Source organism: Streptomyces sp. LN549 (assembly GCF_043203805.1).
Classification (GTDB): domain Bacteria; phylum Actinomycetota; class Actinomycetes; order Streptomycetales; family Streptomycetaceae; genus Streptomyces.
In genome coordinates this window covers 1,309,634-1,330,926 of sequence record NZ_JAZHRI010000002.1, presented here as the reverse complement: position 1 = coordinate 1,330,926, position 21,293 = coordinate 1,309,634, and the positions used below count along the sequence as shown (strand labels likewise).

Below are 21,293 nucleotides of genomic sequence, written 5' to 3'. Positions count from 1 at the left end.
CTCCTATGCTGAGCCGGAGGGGACGGGCCGTGGGCAGGTGCGCTCACGCGCCGGTGGACCGCCGTAGGCGGAGCTCGCCGCCGATGGTGATCTGGGGGGCCACGTCCTCGTTGCGCAGCTGTGCCAGCAGCGTGTGGGCAGCGATCTGCCCCATCCGGCGGTAGTCGCAGCGCACCGTGGTCAGGGCCGGGGTGACGTAGCTGGCCAGGCTGATGTCGTCGAACCCGGCCACGGCCATCTCCTCGGGGACCTTCACCCCGTTCTCGGCGAGCACGGACAGCCCGGCGATCGCCATCAGGTCGTTGGCGTAGAAGATCGCCGTGGGGCGAGGCGACCGGTCGAGCAGTGCGCGGGTCGCCTGCGCGCCGCCCTCGGTGGTGAAGTCGCCCGCCACCACGGGGCCCGGTTCGAGTCCCGCTTCGGCCAGGGTGTCCTCCCACAGCTGCCGCCGGCTCCGTGCATGGCGCAGACCCGCGGGCCCCGAGACATGGGCGATGTTGCGGTGTCCCTGGGTGACGAGGTGGCGGGTCAGCTCGCGGACCTGGTCGGCGCCGCCGGTGCTGACCCAGGGGAAGGGGCAGGTGCGGCCCGGTGATCCGGCGACCACGACGCGGGTGCCAAGCCGGCTGAGCCACTCGAAGCGCGGGTCGCGGTGGCGCAGGTCGGTCAGCAGGAACCCGTCGACCCGGCGTTCACCGGTCATCTGCTCATATGCCTCGCGCTCGGTGTGGGCGTCGGCGACGAACCGCAGCACCGCCGCGTACCCCACCGTGGTGAGAGCACTCTCCGCACCGGACAGGAACGCGGGGAAGAACGGGTCGAGTTCGAGGAGTTCCGTTGGTCTGCGCAGCACCATGCCCACTGCGCGTGCGGGGCCGCCGCCGATGGCGCGGGCCGCGGTGCTGGGCGTCCAGTTGAGTTCGGCAGCGGCGGCCCTGATCCTCGCCATGGTGGCGGTACTGATGCCCTTGCCCCCGTTGAAAGTCCGGGAGACGGCTCCTTTGGACACCCCGGCACGTGTGGCGACATCGGAGATCGTCGGCCGCCGGCGTGGGTCCTGCTGCTCTTCGGTCACGACGCTCAGGCTAGCGCCCACCGGACGCGTGTGACCCCAGCAGGTATACCGGTTTCCGAACGAGGTGAAAATTGATGAGCTGTCAAATCATCTGCGGAGCACCCCAATTGCGGTCATCTCGGTCTGTAACGACCCATCAGAGGTGCCGAGGATTCATGGTGACGGAAGTCTTGACCCTCATCGAAGCGCTTACTACTGTCCCAGCTCAACCGATTTACCTCGGGAGTGAGTTGGAGCCGCACCACTGGTAACGCCCGCTCTGCCACCAGGCAGACGGGCGAGGAGTCGCGACCGATGTGCTCGTGCCGCGACCGCCCGATACTCCTTCGTCACACCCGCTGCGCATCCGCGCCGTGGGCATCCCCTTGCCGAATTGCCGCGCGCCAAGGACAGGGAGTCAATGAGATGAGAACACCATGGTCCAGACTTGCCGCCTGCTGTACCGCGGGGGTAGTCGCACTCACCGCCGCGGCCTGCTCGTCCTCGGACTCCGGCAGTGATGCCGCCGGCGGCAAAGTGACCATCACGGTGACGGACATGCCCCCGACCACCCAGATGACCTTGCGCAATCAGTTCACCGACCAGGTGGCCGCCTTCGAGCGGGCGAATCCGGACATCGTTGTCAAGCCGAGTGAAGCGGTCTGGGACGCGAAGACCTTCGCCGCCCGGCTGGCCGGCGGCCAGCTCGAGACGACGTTCATCGTGCCGCTCACCGAACCCCAGGGGCTCATCAACCGCCACCAGATCGCGGACATCACCGACCAGGTGAAGGCTCTGCCGGACGCCGACCAGTTCGACAAGCGCGCGCTGGCGCCGGGCACGGATGCCAAGGGGCACAACTACGGCCTGCCCACCAGTGAGTTCGCCCTCTCCCTGGTCTACAACCGGGAACTGTTCAAGAAGGCCGGGCTCGATCCGGACAACCCGCCGAAGACCTGGGACGAGGTCCGGCAGGCTGCGAAGGCGATCTCGGAGAAGACCGGCCTGCCGGGCTACGCGCAGCCGACGACGAACAACACGGGCGGCTGGACGCTGACCGCCATGACGTACACGTACGGCGGCCGGATCGAGAAGGAAGAGGGCGGCAAGCAGGTCGCGGCCTTCAACGACACACCGGTGCAGCAGGCCCTGGAATGGCTCAAGGCGCTGCGTTGGCAGGACAATTCCATGGGCACCCAGCAGCTGCGGGACGCGGGCGAGATCCAGAAGTCGTTCTCGGCCGGCCGTATCGGCATGATGATGGCGACGCCCAGCACCTACGTCGACCACATCACCAAGTACAACGGCGACCCCAAGATCTACGGTGTCGCCGCACTGCCCTCGGCGAGCCGGTCGGCCACCATGCTCGGCGGCAAGATGGCCGTGATCAATCCGAAGGCCGACGCAGCCCAGCGCGAAGCCGCGGTGAAGTGGATCGACTACTACTACCTCAGGGCTAAGCACGACCCGGCGGAGGCTGGCACGCGGGCGAAGGCGGAGGCCGCCGACGGCATCCCGGTGGGCACGCCGACCGTTCCCCTCTACCAGCCCACCGTGAGCGGCCCCGTCGACAAGGCCCGGAACGAGCACGCCACCGTCCCGCTCGAGAACTTCGCGCCCTTCAACAGCGGTGTGAAGCAGCAGGAGTTCGTCGTCGAGCCGTCGGTGGCCGCCCAGGACGTGTACGCCGCCCTGGACAGCGCCGTGACGGCCGTGCTCACCCGTAAGAGCGCCGACCCCGGGTCCGAGCTGGACAAGGCGGAGAAGAAGGCCGTCCCCGCACTGGAGCGGGCCCAGCGATGACCATCGTCCAGCCCGCCGGTGGTACCACCGCGCCACCGCGGAAGGAGCAGCCGGACACCACCCGGCCGAGCGGCCTCGGTTCGCGTCTCGCCCTGCTCCGCCCGCCGGGTCGTCGCGGCTTCGGGCTCGCCTCGCTACTCTTCCTGTTGCCGCTGCTGCTGCTCTTCGGCTGCTTCGCCTGGTGGCCGATCGGCCGGAGTGTCATCCTCGGCTTCCAGGAGACCGACCTGGTCAACCCACCCACCTGGGTCGGGCTGGACAACTTCCAGTTCCTGTTCAACGACCCCCTCCTGTGGACCACGCTGCGGAACACCGCCTGGTTCGTCGCCCTGGCCCTGGTGATCGGGTTTCCGGTCCCCATCATGCTGGCGATGCTGGTCACCGAGCTCAGACGACTGGGCGGGGTCTTCCGGGTGCTGATCTACCTCCCCGTGGTGGTCCCGCCGGTGGTCGCACTGATGCTCTGGCGCTGGTTCTACGACCCGGACTTCGGGCTCTTCAACCAGGTCCTCGGCTACATCGGCCTCGGCCCGTACCCCTGGCTGCAGTCGGCGGCCTCCGCGATGCCGAGCCTGGTGCTGGCGGCCACCTGGGCGAACGCCGGCAGCACCACACTGATCTACATGGCGGCGCTGTCCAGCGTGCCGGCCGACCTGTACGAGGCCGCCGAGCTGGACGGTGCATCGATCAGGCGGCGCATCTGGCACGTAACGCTGCCACAGCTGCGCGGCGTCATCCTGATCATGCTGCTGCTCCAGATCATCGGCACCTTCCAGGTCTTCACCGAGCCCTTCATCCTCACCGACGGCGGACCGGAGGACTCGACCGTGAGCATCCTGCTGCTGATCTACCGGTACGCGTTCCTCAACGGCGACTACGGCACCGCCGCCGCACTCAGCGTGCTGCTTGCCCTGGCACTGGCCCTGCTGTCTGCCGTCTATCTGCGACTGACCCGCAAGTGGAGCACCTCATGAGCGACGACGACCAGTTCCGCGGCGTGATCTCACCGGCCGACCGGCGCCGCCCCTCCGTACGCTGGACCCTGAGGATCTCGCAGCCCGTCATCCTGGTCGTGGTCGCGATCGCCGGCCTCGGACCGATCCTGTGGACGGTCAAGGGGGCCCTGTCCCCCACCCAGGAGATTCTCAGGGATCCACTGCGGCTGTGGCCCTCCGTCTTCCAGTGGGGCAATCTCGCCAGCGCCTGGGAGAGGCTGAGGCTCGGCCGGTACCTGCTCAACACAGCGGTCCTGGTGGGCGGTTCCTGGTTCTTCCAGCTGCTGGTGGCGACCTGCGGCGCGTATGCCCTGTCGGTACTGCGCCCCCGGTACGGCCGCGTCGTCTACTACGCCGTGCTCGCCACCCTCTTCATACCCGGCACCACCTCGCTGGTCGCGCTCTACCTGGTGGTGCTCCACATGCCCTTCACCGGCGTGTCGATCGCCAACACGCCCTGGGCGGTGTGGCTGCCGGCGGGGGCACACGCCTTCAACGTACTGATCATGAAGCAGTTCTTCGACAGTCTGCCCCGCGAACTCCACGAGGCGGCCCAGGTCGACGGAGCCGGACCCTGGCGGTTGTTCTGGCAGATCATCATGCCGATGTCCGGCCCGATCGTCGCCGTGGTGTCCCTGCTGGCGGTCATGAGCGCCTGGAAGGAATTCCTCTGGCCCATGATCGTCATCTCCGACCCCGACGCGCAACCACTGTCGGTCGCGCTGCCACGGCTCGCCGAGACGACGCAACAGAACCAGGTCATCGCCGGGATGCTCATCACGATCATCCCTCCGCTGCTGCTCTACCTGGTGTTCCAGCGCCACATCGTCCGCGGAATCAATTTCACCGGTCTGAAGGGATGACCCCATGACCGTACGCATGGCCTTGCGGCGGCACCGGCTGCTGCGCATGGTGCTGGCGTTGCTGCTGACGCTCCTGTCCGTACAGCTGCTGGGCGCTCAGCGCGCCCGGGCCGAAACGGTCACCGACGGGAACTACTACGCCAGCAGCCCATCCACGTCGATGCACCCGGAAGCGGGCAGCGATCGTGTGGTTGCGTTCCAGGACAGCAAGCTCTTCAACGGCAGCACCACCGACTGCGTCGGATGGGAGGGTTCCTCGGGCGCACCCAAGAGCGTGACCCTCGTCTTCGACCTGCTGTACGACCGCCCGCTCAGCAGCATCTCGATCACGAGTACGGCGGACAACGCATTCTGGGGCTTCGACGAGATCGAGGTCACCTACCGGACCGAAGCGGGCACCGCCTACCGCGTCGCGCACAGCGAAGCCTGGGACCGCAGCCAGCTGGACTACCAGCGCACCGTCGCGATGAACAACACGCAGGCCCGGTTCGTACGCATCAAGTTGACGCGCGTCAACCAGTTCCTGCACCTCCCGCTCTCCGAAGTCACCTTCACGGCCGGCAGCGGCACCGTCGACCCGACTCCTGCCCCGTACGACCAGTCACAGCTGGATGCGGAGGTGTCCGTCCCCACCCGGCTGGCAGACATCTACGGCCAGTACCTGTACGGGACCTGGCCCGGGAAGCTGACCTCCGACCAGCAACTGCAGCAGGACGCCACGGACGAAACCGCGGCGCTGGCCGGCGTCACGCTGGACCCGGCCAAGTACGACCAGTACGGAGGCGTCAAGGCGCTCGGCACTACCGAGGACCACCCCAGTTACTTCAGCCTGAAGAAGGATGCCAGCACGGGCAAGTGGTGGTTCATCACCCCCGACGGCAACAAGTTCATTCTCAAGGGAATCGACGCCACCTCTGCCACCGACTGGGGCTACGCCACGGTTGTGAAGGACTCCGGTGGTCTGCAGCTCGGGAAATTCTCGGCCCTGCCCGACGAGGCGACCTACGCCGCTGCTTACAGCAGTGACCGCAAGGAGATGAGCTTCGTCAAGGCGAACCTGATGCGCAAGTACCCAGTCACGGACTGGGCGACGCCGTGGCGCGACATCACCAAGAAGCGCCTGACCAAGTGGGGCTTCAACGCGCAGTCCAAGTGGTCCCGCGATGGGGGCCTCCAGATGCCCTGGATAGGCCAGATCACGGCACCGGACTCGAAGACGGTGAAATACATCACTACATACGCCATAGACCCGTTCGACCCGGCATTCGCCACGGCGCTCGACAAGCAGCTCGGTTCCCCAACCGGAATCGTCCAGACAAACGTCAACAGTCCTTGGCTGATCGGCTACTTCTTCGACAACGAACGGGGCTGGGACGACGACGTGATGACCAAGGTACTGGCGGACGTCGACGGCCAGTCTCCGGCCAAGGCAGCCTTCGTCGCCTACATGATCAACACCTACGGCCTGACGGAGACCAACAACAAGCTGGGGACTCCCGCGGGCACCAAGGAGACCCTGGAGACCACGAACCTCTCCGCGAAGGTGCCCACTGGCAGCACCCTGCGCACCGAATTCATCGGCGAGGCGTCCAAGACCTACTACTCGACCGTCCGGAAGGCGCTCAGCAAGTACGACGGAAATCACCTGTTCCTCGGCTCCGCCCTGGTGCCGGGCTGGCGTTCCACCCTGGCGTGGGAGGTCTGCGGGCGCGAGTCCGTGGACGCCATCTCCGTCGACGTCTACAGCAACAGCGCGACCTACCTGGACAAGTACGAGCCGTACGACAAGCCCGTGCTCAACCTGGAGCACTCGTTCAACGTCCACGACCGGGGCCTGCGCAGCATCAACGGCTCCGTCAGCGCCGACGACATCGCCGACCGCGGCACCATGCACCAGCAGTTCAGCTGGGGACAGGCCGAGAGCCCGGTCTTCGTCGGGTCCGGCTGGTTCAGCTACTACGACCAGGCCATCACCGGTCGCGCGTCCGACGGGGAGAACTTCAACTTCGGCCTGGTCAACCAGCAGGACCAGCCCTACACCGCCATGACCAACGTCATGACGCAGACCCACCAGGAGCTGGAACAGCGACACCAGGATGCGCCCCTCCCCATCACCGGTACCCAGTCCGTGTGCCCGGACTGAGCAAAGGAGTTCGATCCATGATCTCGCGACGCACCCTGATACGCGGCGTTCCCGCCGCGCTCGCACTGTCCCAGTTCGCCTCGCCCGCGCACGCGGACGCGCCGGCTCAACTCGCAGGGGCCACCTGGCTGGTCGACCGCTACGGGCAGTACCTCCACCAGGACTGGCCCGGAAAGGTCGTTTCGGACGAGCAACTGCGCAGTGAATACGCGCAGGAGGCCGCCAGGCTGGCCCACGTCGCTCCGGACCGGGTCCGGTACGACCGGTACGGCGGCCTGAAGGAGCTCGGACGACACAGAGCCACCGGTTACTTCCGGCTGGAGCAGATCGACGGCCGGTGGTGGTTCGTCACCCCGGACGGCCATCTGTTCATCCTCAAGGCCGTGGACGCCTTCTCTCCCGAGGAGTGGGGGTACGGCACCTGGTGGAAGAACCCGGACGGCACACTCGTCGACCTCTTCGAGGAACTGCCGGACCCCGTGCAGTTCGCGTCCTGCTACACCGAGGACGACAAGGGACACGTCGTGAGCTTCCTCAGGGCCAACCTCGCGCGGAAGTACGGGGACGACTACCGGCCCAAGTGGCGCAGGACGGTCGCCAAACGCATGATCGACTGGGGGTTCAACGCCCAGGGAAAGTGGACGCTCGACACCGAAGTCGTCATGCCGTACCTCGCTCAGGCGCCGACACCTCCCGACGTGATCCGGGTGCTGTGGGGAATCGACCCGTTCGACCCCGACTTCTCGGCCAAGCTGGACCGCACCTTCGATCTGCACGGGAACCGCAAAAACCCGTGGCTCATCGGGTATTTCTTCGAGAACGAACGCGGCTGGAGCCGTGACGTCGTCGCCGAGGTGGTCAAGCGCGACTCCACTCTCGCGGCGAAGACCGCCTTCGTCCGGTACCTGGCCGACACCTACGGCGACGACATCGACCGGGTCAACGTCATTCTGGGCACCGACGCGGATTCCTTCCACTCCCTGGGGGACGTCCCGATCAGCATCGCCCGGGTGCCCGCGGCGGACGTCACGGCGTTCATCACGCTGGCCTCGAAGACGTACTTCAAGAAGGTACGCAAGGCGATCCACAAGCAGGACCCGCACCATCTTTTCCTCGGCGGCTCCCTGGTACCCACCTGGCGCACCAGTCCGGAGTGGAACGTGGGCGGGCGCGAGTACCTCGACGCCATCTCCTTCGACTGGTACTCGACCAGCGTCGACTATCTGCGGCAGTACGAGAGTTACGGCAAGCCGATCCTGACCCTGGAGTTCTCCTTCATGTTCCCCGAGAGGGGAATGACCGCGGCCAACGCGGCAACCACGGCGACCAGCCAGCGGGACCGCGGGGAGAAGTACCGGGCCTTCGTCGAGGCACAGGCCGGGAGCCGGGCCTTCGTCGGTTTCGCCTGGTTCTCCGCCTACGACCAGGCGGTGACCCACAAGCCGGGCGCCACCGAAGCGTTCAACGTCGGTCTGACCAACCAGCAGGACCAGCCCTACTACGACATGACCGACATCATGCGGGAGGTGAACCGCGGCATCGAGGCGGTCCACCTCCAGGCGCCGCCCACCTGATCCCGACCCCGATCACTCGGCGCCCGGGGCCGTGGCGGCCGCCTCCGCCACGGCCCCGGGCCGGGCACCCAGTCAACGAAACGGAGAGCAGATGACCGACTCCAGTTCCCGCCCCACCCCCCAGGCCGGCAGCAGCACCGCTGTGCCACGGCCGGCTCCCAGGCTCGATGCCGGCCTCTGGCTCGGAGCGAACTACTGGTCACGGCACGGCAGCCTCTTCATGTGGCGGGACTACGACGACGAGGTCGTCCGCGAGGAACTGCGCACCCTGCGCGAGCACGGAACCAACGTGACCCGGTCGTTCCTGTTCTGGCCGGACTTCCACCCTGAACCCGACCGGATCGACGAGGACTTCGTCGAGCGGTACCGGCAATTCCTGCGGACCAGTGCGGAGATGGGGATGCCCACCATTCCCACCTTCCTGGTCGGACACATGTCCGGCGAGGACTGGGACGTGCCGTGGCGGGAGGGCCGCAACCTCTACACGAACGGTTTCATGCTGGGCCAGCAGGCGTTCTTCATCCGGGAGATCGTCCGGAGGATCGGCGCGGACCCCGCGGTCGCCGGCTGGCTGATCAGCAACGAGTTCCCGATCTTCGCGGGACCGGCCACTCCCGACGAGGTCCGGGCCTGGGGCCTGATCTGCACCCAGGCCGTACGGGCCGGCGGCTCCCGGCTGCCGGTGTCGCTGGGCGACGGCGCCTGGACGATGGAGACCACCGGCAAGGACAACGGCTTCCGGATCCGGCGCCAGGACGACCTGGTCGACTTCGTCGGCCCGCACACCTACCCGATGGGCGACGACCAGGTACGGGTGCACACCGCGGCGGCATGGGCCTGCGAGATGAGTCACTTCGGCAAGCCGGTGGTGATGGAGGAGTTCGGCGTCTCCGCGGCGCTCTCCTCGGAGCGCAACGCCGCCCACTACTACCGTCAGGTGCTGCACCACACGCTGCTCGCCGGAGCCACCGGCTGGCTCGCCTGGAACAACACCGACTTCTCCCTGGAGTCCGTCGACCCCTACCGACACCGCCCCTTCGAGCTGGGCTTCGGCATCACCCGCTCCGACGGCACGCCGAAGCCCGCCCTTGCCGAGATCGACACCTTCCGGCGCCTCCTCGACGCAGTCGACTTCGACAACTGCGCCCGCCCGGACACCGAGACCTCGATCCTGATCCCGTCCCACCTGGAGGAGCATCCCCGGGTCTCGGTCGCGGAGCGGACCGCGATCACGACGGTGAGCCACCACGCGTACCTTTCGGCGAGGGCCGCCGATCTCGCCCCGGCCCTGAGCCGCGAACTGGACACGCCGCGTCGATCCGGGTTGGTACTCGTCCCGTCCAACAAGCTGCTGACCGCTCCGACCTTCGACCTGCTGCTGGAATGGGCGAACCAGGGCAGCCACGTCTACATGTCCTGGTTCGCCGGCGCCGGCGGTTCCCACCGCGGTGCCTGGTGGCCTCCCATCGAGCGGCTGATCGGCGCTTCGCACACACTTCGGTACGGTCTGAACGAGCCGGTCGACCCGGTCGTCGCCTGGGAGTTCACCGAGCCGCTGGGCAATCTCAAGGCCGGTGACACACTGCGCTTCCCGGTCTCCGGACCGGCCGACGCCCGGGCCATGCTGCCCTTGGACGAGGAGAGCGCCGACTGCGTCGTGGTCGCCCGCGACGGACGGGGCCGCCCGGCGCTGGTGCGGCGCGACCACGGCAGGGGCGCGGTGTATCTCGCCACGTACCCCGTGGAGTTCTTCGGCTCCGCGACACCGGACGCGCACCGCGACGACGACGTACACCGCCTCTACCGCGCCCTGGCGGCGCAGGCGTGCGTGCGCCCCTTCCTCACCGTGGACGACGCCCGGGTCCACGTCGACGGACTGCTCCACTCCTCGGGGCAGCGGTACGCATGGCTGGTCAACGTGTCCGGCGACACGGTCACCGCCCATCCGGATCAGGACGGGGCCGGCTTCCGTCTGGAGGACGTTCTGGACGGCCGGGATCTCACCGAGCAGATCGTGCTCGAACCGTTCGGGGCCGCGGTGGCAAGGGTGGTAACAGCATGACCGTGTCCCAGCAAGCTGCCGCTACGGCGCATTCGCCGGTCCGGGAACACCGGCAGGCGGGGGGACCGCCGGTGTTCTCCGTGGACCGCTTCGGGGCGGTGGCCGACGGTCGTACGAAGGACACCGCGGCGATCCAGGCGGCAATCGACGCGGCCTACGCCGCGGGCGGCGGCGTCGCCCACCTGCCGCCCGGCACCTATCTGTCCGGCGGCATCGAGCTCAGGAGCCGGGTCACCCTGCATCTGGAGGCCGGGGCGATCCTCCTCGGCAGCACGGACCTCGCGGACTACCCGCCGCACGAGGGGCCGCCCGCCGACTGCGACGCGGGCCAGCGGCATCTGGTGTTCGCCCGCGGCGCCACCGACATCGCCATCACCGGTACGGGCACCATCGACGGTCAGGGCCCGGCATTCTGGGAACCGTCCGGCCGGCCGGTCACTCCGCCGGACCGGTTCTGGGCCGACGTCGTCACCCACAACTGGAAGCCGGTCGGCAACAACGACCGACCCTCGCCCATGGTCGAGCTCGCCGAATGCCGGAACGTACGCATCGAGGGCGTCACCCTGCGCAACTCGCCGGGGTGGACGCTGCGCCCCATCGCCTGCGACACCGTAATCATCCGCGGCATCGTCATCCGCAATCCGATCGACGGCATCAACACCGACGGCATCGACCCGACCGCCTGCCAGAACGTGATCATCGCCGACTGCGACATCGAGACCGGTGACGACGCGATCTGTCTGAAGAGCGAGAACCCCTACGGCGGCCTCGGGGTCACCCGGAACGTCGTCATCACCAACTGCGTCCTTTCCTGCTGCTGCAACGCCTTCAAGCTGGGCACCGCGACCAGGGGCGGCTTCGAGGACATCACGTTCACCAATTCGGTGATCCACAACGCCGATGTACCGCTCAACGAACGCGTCATCGCCGGCATCGCCATCGAGATGGTCGACGGCGGCTGGGTCGACGGTGTGAGCGTCTCGGACATCCGGATGCGCAACACCCGTACCCCCGTCTTCATCCGGCTCGGCAACCGGGGATGGGGGCAGCCCGACCCGGTGCCCGGCCGTCTGCGCCGGATCCGTATCTCCGGCATCGAGGCCACCGGAGCGATCCTCACCTCCTCGATCACCGGGCTGGCCGAGCAGCCCGTCGAGGACGTCGTCCTCTCGGGGATCCGCATCGACACGGACGAGGGCGGTCGCCGCGAGTGGGTGGAGCGGGAGATCCCCGAGGAGGTTGCCGAGTATCCGGAAGCCAGGATGTTCGGCCGTCTGCCCGCCTACGGCCTCTATGTCCGCCATGCTCGCGGGGTACGGATCTCCGGCACCGAGATCCGTTCCACCGTGCCCGATCCGCGCCCGCTGCTGGTCGCGGACGACGTGGTGGACCTCTCGGTGGATACGTTGAACGGCACGGGCCCCGGGCCGGGCAGCGCCCTGCTGGAGCTGAGGGACACCCGGGACGCCTTCTTCAGCAGCTCCCGCGCCCCACACGGCACCGACGTCTACCTCAAGGTGAGCGGGGCCCGCTCCACGGACATCGCCCTTGCCGGCAACGAGCTGTCCAGGGCTACGACCGCGGTCGAGACCACCGGCGGGGCGACCCCGGACAGCGTGATCGGAGACGACACCCGGAAGTGACCTTCCGGCAGCCGGTGCCCGGCGAGCACGGTTACCGGGTGACCGAGTTGAGGTCCGTCGCTGCCCTGACCAGGGCAGTCCGGGCTGCGGGGAGAGGGGTACGACAGAAGGAGAACTGCGAGGAAGTGTCCGCCAAACCGCCGAGCCAACGGTCTGCCGAGCGTGAGGCGTGGCATACGAGTTCGGCGGCTTCGCGTACCCTGCCGGGTCACCGGCCGGATGGTGCGGCACCGCGAGAGCCGACGGCAGCCGTGTAACTCCTTGTCCGGTTCGCCGTTGCGTGTGGATGAGGCGCAGTGATCAGTTGCCTGGGGTCAGCCGACCCCGGGTGCCGAGCGACGGAACTCAGTGGGCGGGAACCGGCTCGGACGACGGCTGCCACTCCCGCCTGATCAGCCCGTAGACCCATGAGTGAGAGACCTCGCCGTTGACGACGCAGTCTTCCCGCAACGTCCCTTCGCGCACGAAGCCGAGCTTCTCCAGCACGCGGGCAGAAGCCACGTTGCGCGTATCGGTCTCAGCCTGGACGCGATTGAGGGCCAGCGTGTCGAATGCCCACCGCAGCAGAGCACGCGCGGCCTCGGTCGCGTAGCCGTGGCCCCACGCTGCATCGTCGAAGCAGTAGCCAACCGACACACTGACCCGTCGCAGCGAGCGCACGCACGGCGCCAACCGCCTCGTACCAGTTGGTCGGAGTATGGGGATGGCGCAGGACCTTGCCTGCGTGTGTGATGGCCAGTCGGGCCATGCGTTCCGCATCGCGTGGACGGACCTGATGCAGGACCGCCGCGGCGGACGCGGGGACGTTCGTGGGGTCGTCTGCGTGCTCTAGGGCGAGCGTGAGGACGGCGTCGTACAGTCGTTCCGCATGGCTGGGGCTAGCTGTACTGCCCGTTGTCGAACCTCCGCTGGAGGAAACCGTAGCTGTTGGCCTACCCGGAAGCTCGGCAATTCTTCCTTGAGATGGTTGTCGCACACCCAAGAAGTCGGCTTCCCGAGATAGGCGGCAAGCGCCTTGACGTCCCACCTCGGCTCACGCACGAACAATTCCCCTACGCTTGCTTCGGCTGCTCGCGAGGACGGTAGTGAGGAAGGCGGCCGCGCCAAATGAGCAGACGTCTGCCCGGCGGCGAGGGGCGCGAGGTCAGCACCGAACCAGCGCGCTGCACCCGAACGGTCCCGAACGGACGCCAATGGAACCCAGCACCGGGTCAGCACGGGCGCATCTGCGCTCGATATGTCTCACACGCTCCATGCCTGTGACCTGCATGTTTGTGCGGGAGGGCGTCACGTGGTAGGTGGCGCCCTCCCATTTGGAGACGATCTGGCTCCGTACCAAGCGCTACAACGCGAGCGGCAGTGTGGTGTCGGGCACAGGCGGCGTCTGCTACCTGTACTTCCCCGCCCACCCGGCACCCGCCCAGCGCCGGGCCCTGGCGGCCGTCGGCATCCGCTGACGCGGTCCGGCCGGCCCCGGGGACAGTGACGCAGATCTCTACCCCGGGGGCCTGCCGGGCTGGCACTGTGGTCGGGTCCTCGGGGGACAACGACTGCCGGCCGACCGAACGAGATGCCATGACCGCGACTGCCGCCGCAACCACCACCCCTGCCCGCCGCCGCGTGCGGACCGGCGGGCCCGAGGGCGGCTCCAAACTGCTGGAGAACGTTCTGGGCTGGACACTCGTCGTCGTGATCGCCATGTTCGTCACGCAGCTCGGCCTCATGTGACCGCGTTCGTCATGTGACCCGCGTTCGTGCCCGGACGTGACGGGGGCGGAGAGCCCGCCCGGCTCCCCGCCCCCTCATTCCTGCCGCGACGACGTCAGTTGATCGCCTTGATCAGCTCGCCGTCGGTGGTGTCACCGCTGAGCTCCCAGAAGAAGGTGCCGCCGAGGCCCTGCTGGTTCTTGTACGCCATCTTGGTGCCGATGGTGGCCGGGGTGTCGTAGCTCCACCAGTTGGTGCCGCAGTGCGCGTACGCCGTGCCGGCGACGGTGCCGGTCGTGGGGCAGCTGTTCTTGAGGACCTTGTAGTCCTCGATGCCCGCCTCGTACGTGCCCGGAGCCGCGCCGGTCGCCGTGCCGCCCGGTTCGGCCTGTGTGACGCCGGTCCAGCCGCGGCCGTAGAAGCCGATGCCGAGCAGCAGCTTCGAGGCCGGGACACCCTGTGCCTTCAGCTTGTCGATGGCCGCCGCGCTGTTGAAGCCCTCCTTCGGGATGCCCGTGTAGGAGGTCAGCGGGGAGTGCGGGGCCGTCGGCCCCTTCGCGTCCCAGGCGCCGAAGAAGTCGTACGTCATCGGGTTGTACCAGTCGACGTACTTGGACGCGCCGCCGTAGTCGACCGCGTCGAGCTTGCCGCCGTCGGAGCCGTCCGCACTGATCGCCGAGGTGACCAGGTTGTCCGCGCCGAACTTGGAGCGGAGGGCCGACAGCAGGTTGCCGTAGGCGTCACGGCCGCTGGTGTCGCAGGTCAGACCGCAGGCGTTGGGGTACTCCCAGTCGATGTCGATGCCGTCGAAGACATCGGCCCAACGCGGGTCCTCGACCAGGTTGTAGCAGGACTCGGCGAACGCGGCCGGGTTCTGCGCCGCCTCGCCGAAGCCGCCGGACCAGGTCCAGCCCCCGAACGACCAGATGATCTTGAGGTCCGGGTGCAGCTTCTTGAGCTTGCGCAGCTGGTTGAAGTTGCCGCGCAGTTCCTGGTCCCAGGTGTCCGCGACCCCGTCGACCGACTGGTCGGCCGTGTAGGCCTTCTCGTAGTCGGCGTAGGAGTCGCCGATGGTGCACTTGCCGCCCTGGACGTTGCCGAAGGCGTAGTTGATGTGCGTCAGCTTGTCGGCCGAGCCGGAGGTCTCGACGTTCTTGACGTGGTAATTGCGCTGGTAGACACCCCAGTTGGTGAAGTATCCGACCACCTTGCTGCCGGCCGCTGTGGGGGCGGCCGGTTCTGCTGCCGGTGCGGCGGCCTGCTGGGCGGCGGGGGCCGCTCCGGCGGACCCGGTGCCCGCGACGCCCAGCAGGGCGGCGCCCAGGGCGGCGGTACAGGCGGCAGCGGCGAGAGCCCGCATGCGGGCCCCCGGGCGATGCAGTCCGGTCATGGTTGCTCCTCGTGGGGGAGGGGACGTGCCAGTGGACGACCGGCTTCCGGCGGACACGCGAACTTGGCATGAACGCGGAAAGCGGGTTCGCTGGGAACCGTAGATGGACTAGACCAGTTGGGTCAATGGTTCGGACCAACTCCGGTGATCGTTCCGGCGGCCATCGGCCGTTTCCGGCCGTGTTCTGCCAACCGGTGACGGATACCGTCCGATCGGGCATACTCAACCCGCTGCAGCCGTCGGCCTGCGCCTCTCGTAATCCGGGAGGGCAACATCGGCTGGACAGCAGTGTTTTCCGGGCATAGTCCGGAGGTCCCCCGGCGGCGCCGCTCACACCCCTCGCGCGCGACCGCCGCAACGCCCGACAGGGAGGAGAGCGCCGTCATGTCCGACCGTGCCCCGCAGTTGGTGGAACGCCGTCTGCCCACCGAGGAGTCCAGGCAGCTCATCGAGCTCGTCCGCGACATCGCCCAGCGGGAGATCGCGCCGCGGGCCGCCGAGGAGGAGGACGCGGGCCGGTTCCCGCGCGAGGTCTTCACCCTGCTCTCCGAGTCCGGACTGCTGGGCCTGCCCTACGACTCCGCCCACGGCGGCGGGGACCAGCCGTACGAGGTGTACCTCCAGGTCCTCGAAGAGCTCGCCGCCGCCCGGCTCACCGTCGGACTCGGCGTCAGCGTCCATTCCCTCGCCTGCCACGCGGTCGCCGGTTACGGCACCAAGGACCAGCAGACCGAACACCTCCCGGCGATGCTCGGAGGCGGCCTGCTGGGCGCCTACTGCCTCTCGGAGCCCGCCTCCGGCTCCGATGCCGCCTCGCTGCGCACCAAGGCCGTACGGGACGGTGAGGACTGGGTCATCACCGGCACCAAGGCGTGGATCACCCATGGCGGCATCGCCGACTTCTATACGGTCCTGGCCCGCACCGGCGTCGAGGGCCCCCGCGGAATCACCGCCTTCCTCGTCCCCGGCGACGCCGCCGGCCTGAGCGCCGCCGTCCCCGAGAAGAAGATGGGGATGAAGGGCTCGCCCACCGCCCAGCTGCACTTCGACGGTGTCCGGGTACCTGACGCGCGCCGGATCGGGGAGGAGGGGCAGGGCTTCGCGATCGCCCTGTCCGCGCTCGACTCCGGCCGGCTGGGCATCGCCGCCTGTGCCGTCGGCGTGGCCCAGGCGGCGATGAACGAGGCCGTGGCCTACGCCACCGGGCGCAAGCAGTTCGGCCGCCCCATCGCGGACTTCCAGGGGCTGCGGTTCATGCTCGCCGACATGGCCACGCAGATCGAGGCAGGTCGCGCGCTCTACCTGGAGGCCGCCCGGCTGCGCGACGCGGGGAGCCCCTTCTCGCGGCAGGCGGCCATGGCCAAGCTGTTCTGCACGGACGCCGCGATGCGGGTGACCATCGACGCCGTCCAGGTGCTCGGCGGGTACGGCTACACCCTGGACTTCCCCGTCGAGCGGCTAATGCGCGAGGCGAAGGTGCTGCAGATCGTCGAGGGCACCAATCAGATTCAGCGGATGGTCATCGCCCGCCACCTCGCGGGTCCTGAGACGCGCTGACCCGCGGCGGCCGGTCCGACCACACGGGCGTCGTCATGATCCGGTTCCACTCCTGGTCGAGGCGGCCCGGCAGGGTCCTGCCGGTGCTCTCCCAGTGCCGGAGCAGCGACCGGTAGATGGGCGGATCGGTCGAGTGGGGTGCCGAGCGCGGCGCCGGGCGGGGCGGCTCGGAAGGTGTCGGCGAGGTGCGGGACTGCGGAACCGATTCTTCGGAGGCCGGAGCGGCGAGACGGCGGCGACCGGGGCCGGCCGTGGAGTGCAGCAGGGTCATGCCGGGCCAACGGTGCGGAGCCGGGCCGGGTCACTGCTCAGCCGATTCGGGCGACTGTTCGCCAGGTCCTCTTGGCGCGCCGCACGCGGCCGGAGCTGCTGCCGACTGCCCGCACCACCGCGGCCCGGCCGCGGTGGTGCGGGCAGTCCGTCTCCGGCGCGTGTGTGCCCCTCGACGGCGTCGGCCTCAGGCGGCGTCGCGACGCAGCTGGTGGGGCACCCGGAGCGGGCGCGAGCCGGTTCCCCCGGCGTGCGAGAACGGCTGCATCCTCCAGTCGAGTCCCTGAGGGAGCGTGAGCAGCAGGGCCGTCTCCTGCTCCTGGGCGTCGGCCGACTCATCGGCGGGCCGGGCCTTCGACGCGGCGCGGCCGGTGCCGGCACACACCGTCAGAACGAACGGGTTCCACGGGGTGGGGCACAGTGCGTGCTCCGGCAGCACGTCCTCGTCCGCCAGGAGCGCGATGGGCTGCGCGCAGTCCGGGCAGACGACCCGGTACATCTCGAAAGTGTCGTACGCGTCGGGAGCGGTGTCCTCGAAAGGATCAACGGGCTCCGGTTCGGTACGTCCGGTGAGCTTCAGGCTCTGCATGGGAAATTCCCCCCTCAGGTGGGCCGACAAGGCGCCGCGGCCTCGACCACAGCAAGCACTTCCCGCCGGGAATCCGCCGTAACCGCGAGGGGCTCGGCTACCGGTGCGTAAACCTGTGGCATTCGTCACATGCCCGCCACAGGTGCCCTTCACCGCCCCTTCACGGCTGTGCCTGGGGGGCCAGGGGCCATAGATTGATCCATATGGAGGAGCTGGACCGTCAAATCGTGGAGTTGCTCGTCAAGGACGGGCGGATGAGCTACACCGACCTGGGCAAGGCCACCGGCCTGTCCACCTCGGCCGTTCATCAGCGCGTCCGCAGGCTGGAGCAGCGCGGGGTGATCCGGGGCTATGCCGCGGTCGTCGACCCCGAGGCTGTCGGCCTGCCCCTGACCGCGTTCATCTCGGTGAAGCCCTTCGACCCGAGTGCGCCGGACGACATCGCTGAGCGGCTCGCGGGCGTCCCGGAGCTGGAGGCCTGTCACAGCGTCGCGGGCGACGAGAACTACATCCTCAAGGTGCGGGTCGCGACCCCGCGGGAGCTGGAGCACCTGCTCACCCGGATCCGTTCGCTCGCCGGCGTCTCCACCCGCACCACCGTCGTCCTCTCCACGGCCTACGAGGCGCGCCCGCCGCAGATCTGACCGGTGAGCCGTAAGGGGGGCCGCGCACGGCGTGGGCCCCGGCAGGCGGGAGACTGGTCCTCATGACCGAGAGCACCGCCCCCCAGAGCGAACACCGCACCGTGCTGCTGCGCGGTGGAGACGTCCACAGCCCCGCCGACCCCTTCGCGACCGCCATGGTGGTCGAACGCGGCCATGTCGCCTGGGTGGGCTCCGAGGGGGCCGCCGACGCCTTCGCGAGCGGTGTCGACGAAGTGATCGACCTCGAGGGGGCGCTGGTCACTCCCGCGTTCACCGACGCGCACGTCCACACCACGTCGACGGGTCTGGCCCTCACCGGCCTCGACCTCTCCGGCGCCCGCACCCTCGGCGAGGCGCTGGCCCTCGTGCGTACGTACGTGGCGGCCCACCCCGCCGACCGGGTGGTCCTGGGGCACGGCTGGGATGCCACGCGCTGGCCGGAGCAGCGCCCGCCCACGCGCGGCGAGCTCGATGCGGCGGCGGGCGGGCGGCCGGTCTATCTGCCCCGCATCGACGTCCACTCGGCGGTCGTCACGACCGCGCTGCTCGATCTCGTCCCCCAGGTCGCCTCGATGGCCGGCTACCGGCCCGACGCGCCGCTGACGGGCGCCGCCCACCACGCGGTGCGCGCGGCCGCCCACGACGCCGTCTCACCGCGGCAGCGTGCCGACGCCCAGCGCGCCGCACTGGCCCACGCGGCGTCCCTCGGGATCGGCACGGTCCACGAGTGCGGTGGGCCCGACATCTCCGACGAGGAGGACTTCACCTCGCTGCTGAAGCTGGCGGCGGGGGAGCCGGGGCCGCGGGTCTTCGGCTACTGGGCCGAACAGGTCGGCGACGAGAAGGACGCCCGGCGGGTCCGGGAGCTCGGCGCGGTGGGTGCGGCGGGGGACCTCTTCGTCGACGGGTCGCTCGGCTCGCACACCGCCTGCCTCCACGAGCCGTACGCCGACGCACCTGTCCCGGGCACCGCCCATCTGGACGCCGCGCAGATCGCCGCCCATGTCGCGGCCTGCACCGAGGCCGGGCTCCAGGCGGGTTTCCACGCCATCGGTGACGCGGCGCTCTCCGCCGTCGTCGACGGCATCAGGGCAGCGGCCGAGAAGGTGGGCCTCGGCCGGGTGCGGGCCGCCAGGCACCGTGTGGAGCACGCGGAGATGCTCACGCCGGAGACGGTGGCCGCTTTCGCCGAACTCGGCCTCACCGCCTCGGTCCAGCCCGCCTTCGACGCCGCCTGGGGCGGCGAGGAGGGCATGTACGCCCGCAGGCTGGGTGCCGGGCGGGCGAGGACCCTCAACCCGTACGCGGCGCTCCTGCGGGCCGGTGTGCCCCTCGCGTTCGGCTCCGACAGCCCGGTGACCCCACTGGACCCGTGGGGGACGGTGCGGGCCGCCGCGTTCCACCGGACGCCCGAGCACCGGATCTCGGTACGGGCCGGCTTCACCGCCCACACCCGGGGCGGCTGGCGGGCGGTCGGCCGTGATGACGCGGGCACCCTGGTGCCCGGCGCCCCGGCCGACTACGCGGTCTGGCGTACCGCGGAGCTGGTGGTCCAGGCCCCGGACGACCGGGTGGCGCGCTGGTCGACGGACCCCAGGTCGGGAACGCCCGGACTGCCTGACCTCAGCCCCGGTGGTGAACTCCCGGTCTGCCTGCGCACGGTTGTCTTCGGACAAACTGTCTACGTACGGCCGAACGAGTGACGTGCGGACATTTCGTACCGCCGATCGAAGCCGCCCCCGTTCTGCCGCGACCTGGGGATCTTCGGGACTGACCAGGCAAGTTCGCTAAACGATGCAGGTCAGGCAACTATTGACAGAATGCGCCCGCTGGCCGGTAGGTTCGGCCGAGTCCACCACAGGACGTCCGACCGGTAAACCTCCACGCAGTCGTCGAACGCCGCTGGGTCATGGGGTGGTGTGCCGCACCGGCCCACCATTACTGACAGCCAGGTTCAGCGCCCGCGCCTCGGGGGCGAGGGAAGGTTTCAGCCGGGCGGAGGGTGCGACCCGGGTGGGGCCCGGACGTTCAGTAGACAACGGCTCTAGGTCGATCCGCAGCCGGCGGGTCCCAGGTCGGCCCGAAGGGCGCCGGGCCCCGATCCGCAGTTCTGTCCGTACTTCCGCTCTTCTGTCCGCCACCGCTTCCCACGCCGCCCGACCGGGTCGGTCAGTGTGCGTGCCGCGCTCGATATGGTGTGCATCTGCGTACGGACTTAAGGGGCAGTAAGTGAACGACGGCGGTCAGAGGCGATACGGCCCGCTCGGCAGAGCATTGGTGATCATTCCGACCTATAACGAGGCCGAGAACATCAAGCCGATCGTCAGCCGGGTGCGCGCCGCCGTGCCGGAGGCTGACATCCTGGTCGCCGACGACAACAGCCCGGACGGCACCGGCAAGCTCGCCGACGAACTCGCCGCGACCGACGACCAGGTCCACGTGTTGCACCGCAAGGGCAAGGAAGGGCTGGGCGCCGCCTACCTCGCCGGCTTCCGCTGGGGCATGGACCACGACTACGGCGTCCTCGTCGAGATGGACGCCGACGGCTCCCACCAGCCCGAAGAGCTGCCCCGCCTGCTCACCGCACTCAAGGGTGCGGACCTGGTGCTCGGCTCCCGCTGGGTCCCGGGCGGCCGAGTGGTCAACTGGCCCAAGTCCCGCGAGATGATCTCCCGCGGCGGCAGCACGTACTCCCGGCTGCTGCTCGGACTGCAGACGCGGGACGTCACCGGTGGCTACCGGGCCTTCCGCACCGAGACGCTGCAGGGCATCGGCCTGGACGAGGTCGCCTCGCAGGGCTACTGCTTCCAGGTCGACCTGGCCCGTCGCGCGATCGAGGCCGGCTTCCACGTCGTCGAGGTCCCGATCACCTTCGTGGACCGGGAGGTCGGCGACTCCAAGATGAGCCGCGACATCCTGGTCGAGGCGCTCTGGCGCGTGACGGCGTGGGGTGTCACCACGCGTGCCAACCGGGTGCTCGGCCGCCGGACGACCTGACC

At 69.0% G+C, this 21,293-nt stretch carries 16 protein-coding genes and 1 pseudogene; 13 read left to right on the top strand and 4 right to left on the bottom strand.

What is annotated here, in order from left to right:
• Nucleotides 1–43: 43 nt before the first annotated feature.
• Nucleotides 44–1,075: a LacI family DNA-binding transcriptional regulator gene (locus SH922_RS05920; RefSeq protein WP_393055440.1), complete on the bottom strand. Its 1,032-nt coding sequence runs from the start codon at nucleotides 1,073–1,075 to the stop codon at nucleotides 44–46.
• A gap of 537 nt (nucleotides 1,076–1,612) precedes the next feature.
• Here SH922_RS05920 and SH922_RS05915 point away from each other — a divergent pair.
• The 7 genes from SH922_RS05915 (at nucleotide 1,613) to SH922_RS05885 (ending at nucleotide 12,137) form a co-directional block, all read left to right on the top strand.
• Entirely contained in the window at nucleotides 1,613–2,857 is a 1,245-nt protein-coding gene (locus SH922_RS05915) for an extracellular solute-binding protein (RefSeq protein WP_393055437.1), read from the top strand.
• Nucleotides 2,854–3,831 (top strand): carbohydrate ABC transporter permease, encoded by a 978-nt coding sequence (locus SH922_RS05910; protein WP_392667606.1) that lies wholly within the window; start codon nucleotides 2,854–2,856, stop codon nucleotides 3,829–3,831. The genes SH922_RS05915 and SH922_RS05910 overlap by 4 nt, the downstream gene beginning before the upstream one ends.
• A complete protein-coding gene (locus SH922_RS05905) occupies nucleotides 3,828–4,715 on the top strand; it encodes a carbohydrate ABC transporter permease (RefSeq protein WP_393055434.1) in 888 nt (295 codons plus the stop codon). The genes SH922_RS05910 and SH922_RS05905 overlap by 4 nt, the downstream gene beginning before the upstream one ends.
• 4 nt (nucleotides 4,716–4,719) lie before the next feature.
• Nucleotides 4,720–6,858 (top strand): hypothetical protein, encoded by a 2,139-nt coding sequence (locus SH922_RS05900; protein ID WP_393055431.1) that lies wholly within the window; start codon nucleotides 4,720–4,722, stop codon nucleotides 6,856–6,858.
• Between the two features lie 17 nt (nucleotides 6,859–6,875).
• Nucleotides 6,876–8,432, top strand: coding sequence for a hypothetical protein (locus SH922_RS05895; protein ID WP_393055428.1), 1,557 nt, complete (start codon nucleotides 6,876–6,878; stop codon nucleotides 8,430–8,432).
• 91 nt (nucleotides 8,433–8,523) lie between these two features.
• Nucleotides 8,524–10,494: a beta-mannosidase gene (locus SH922_RS05890; RefSeq protein WP_393055425.1), complete on the top strand. Its 1,971-nt coding sequence runs from the start codon at nucleotides 8,524–8,526 to the stop codon at nucleotides 10,492–10,494.
• Complete coding sequence (locus tag SH922_RS05885; RefSeq protein WP_393055422.1) at nucleotides 10,491–12,137, top strand: glycoside hydrolase family 28 protein; 1,647 nt, start codon at nucleotides 10,491–10,493, stop codon at nucleotides 12,135–12,137. Before SH922_RS05890 ends, SH922_RS05885 begins: the two co-directional genes overlap by 4 nt.
• A gap of 345 nt (nucleotides 12,138–12,482) precedes the next feature.
• On the opposite strand, the gene SH922_RS05880 is transcribed toward SH922_RS05885, so the two are convergent.
• The gene (locus SH922_RS05880) at nucleotides 12,483–12,896 is read right to left on the bottom strand and encodes a GNAT family N-acetyltransferase (RefSeq protein ID WP_393055418.1); all 414 of its coding nucleotides are present in this window, start codon (nucleotides 12,894–12,896) and stop codon (nucleotides 12,483–12,485) included.
• Nucleotides 12,897–13,453: 557 nt separating this feature from the next.
• On the opposite strand from SH922_RS05880, the pseudogene SH922_RS05875 reads away from it, so the two are divergent.
• Nucleotides 13,454–13,594, top strand: a pseudogene (locus SH922_RS05875) (peptidase C39 family protein); the annotation flags it as partial.
• Nucleotides 13,595–13,712: 118 nt separating this feature from the next.
• Nucleotides 13,713–13,865 carry an SCO1431 family membrane protein gene (locus tag SH922_RS05870; RefSeq protein ID WP_393055414.1) on the top strand — a complete coding sequence of 51 codons (153 nt, stop codon included), beginning with the start codon at nucleotides 13,713–13,715 and terminating at the stop codon, nucleotides 13,863–13,865.
• Nucleotides 13,866–13,959: 94 nt separating this feature from the next.
• Here the strand turns inward: SH922_RS05870 and SH922_RS05865 are convergent, their stop codons facing one another.
• Nucleotides 13,960–15,234 carry a glycoside hydrolase family 18 protein gene (locus tag SH922_RS05865; RefSeq protein WP_393055410.1) on the bottom strand — a complete coding sequence of 425 codons (1,275 nt, stop codon included), beginning with the start codon at nucleotides 15,232–15,234 and terminating at the stop codon, nucleotides 13,960–13,962.
• A gap of 384 nt (nucleotides 15,235–15,618) precedes the next feature.
• Between SH922_RS05865 and SH922_RS05860 the strand changes: the two genes are divergently transcribed.
• Nucleotides 15,619–16,791 (top strand): acyl-CoA dehydrogenase family protein, encoded by a 1,173-nt coding sequence (locus tag SH922_RS05860; protein WP_393055407.1) that lies wholly within the window; start codon nucleotides 15,619–15,621, stop codon nucleotides 16,789–16,791.
• Nucleotides 16,792–17,248: 457 nt separating this feature from the next.
• Here SH922_RS05860 and SH922_RS05855 read toward each other — a convergent pair whose 3' ends face one another.
• Nucleotides 17,249–17,650 (bottom strand): hypothetical protein, encoded by a 402-nt coding sequence (locus SH922_RS05855; RefSeq protein ID WP_393055404.1) that lies wholly within the window; start codon nucleotides 17,648–17,650, stop codon nucleotides 17,249–17,251.
• A 203-nt stretch (nucleotides 17,651–17,853) separates the two neighbouring features.
• Here SH922_RS05855 and SH922_RS05850 point away from each other — a divergent pair, with 203 nt between their 5' ends.
• From SH922_RS05850 to SH922_RS05840, 3 genes are all read left to right on the top strand, one after another.
• On the top strand, nucleotides 17,854–18,294 hold the full coding sequence (locus SH922_RS05850; RefSeq protein WP_350993488.1) for an Lrp/AsnC family transcriptional regulator: 441 nt from the start codon (nucleotides 17,854–17,856) through the stop codon (nucleotides 18,292–18,294).
• A 62-nt stretch (nucleotides 18,295–18,356) separates the two neighbouring features.
• Entirely contained in the window at nucleotides 18,357–19,997 is a 1,641-nt protein-coding gene (locus SH922_RS05845) for an amidohydrolase (protein ID WP_393055400.1), read from the top strand.
• A 526-nt stretch (nucleotides 19,998–20,523) separates the two neighbouring features.
• Complete coding sequence (locus SH922_RS05840; protein WP_393055397.1) at nucleotides 20,524–21,291, top strand: polyprenol monophosphomannose synthase; 768 nt, start codon at nucleotides 20,524–20,526, stop codon at nucleotides 21,289–21,291.
• The last annotated feature ends 2 nt before the right edge of the window (nucleotides 21,292–21,293 follow it).

Excerpts from the sequence above, each read along its gene's own strand:
- SH922_RS05860 (WP_393055407.1), top strand. The coding sequence starts at position 15,619 with ATGTCCGACCGTGCCCCGCAGTTGGTGGAACGCCGTCTGCCCACCGAG.
- SH922_RS05870 (WP_393055414.1), top strand. The coding sequence starts at position 13,713 with ATGACCGCGACTGCCGCCGCAACCACCACCCCTGCCCGCCGCCGCGTG.
- SH922_RS05915 (WP_393055437.1), top strand. The coding sequence starts at position 1,613 with ATGCCCCCGACCACCCAGATGACCTTGCGCAATCAGTTCACCGACCAG.
- SH922_RS05880 (WP_393055418.1), bottom strand. The coding sequence starts at position 12,896 with ATGCGGAACGCATGGCCCGACTGGCCATCACACACGCAGGCAAGGTCC.
- SH922_RS05855 (WP_393055404.1), bottom strand. The coding sequence starts at position 17,650 with ATGCAGAGCCTGAAGCTCACCGGACGTACCGAACCGGAGCCCGTTGAT.
- SH922_RS05865 (WP_393055410.1), bottom strand. The coding sequence starts at position 15,234 with ATGACCGGACTGCATCGCCCGGGGGCCCGCATGCGGGCTCTCGCCGCT.
- SH922_RS05885 (WP_393055422.1), top strand. The coding sequence starts at position 10,491 with ATGACCGTGTCCCAGCAAGCTGCCGCTACGGCGCATTCGCCGGTCCGG.
- SH922_RS05910 (WP_392667606.1), top strand. The coding sequence starts at position 2,854 with ATGACCATCGTCCAGCCCGCCGGTGGTACCACCGCGCCACCGCGGAAG.
- SH922_RS05845 (WP_393055400.1), top strand. The coding sequence starts at position 18,357 with ATGACCGAGAGCACCGCCCCCCAGAGCGAACACCGCACCGTGCTGCTG.
- SH922_RS05850 (WP_350993488.1), top strand. The coding sequence starts at position 17,854 with ATGGAGGAGCTGGACCGTCAAATCGTGGAGTTGCTCGTCAAGGACGGG.
- SH922_RS05895 (WP_393055428.1), top strand. The coding sequence starts at position 6,876 with ATGATCTCGCGACGCACCCTGATACGCGGCGTTCCCGCCGCGCTCGCA.
- SH922_RS05890 (WP_393055425.1), top strand. The coding sequence starts at position 8,524 with ATGACCGACTCCAGTTCCCGCCCCACCCCCCAGGCCGGCAGCAGCACC.
- SH922_RS05900 (WP_393055431.1), top strand. The coding sequence starts at position 4,720 with ATGACCGTACGCATGGCCTTGCGGCGGCACCGGCTGCTGCGCATGGTG.
- SH922_RS05905 (WP_393055434.1), top strand. The coding sequence starts at position 3,828 with ATGAGCGACGACGACCAGTTCCGCGGCGTGATCTCACCGGCCGACCGG.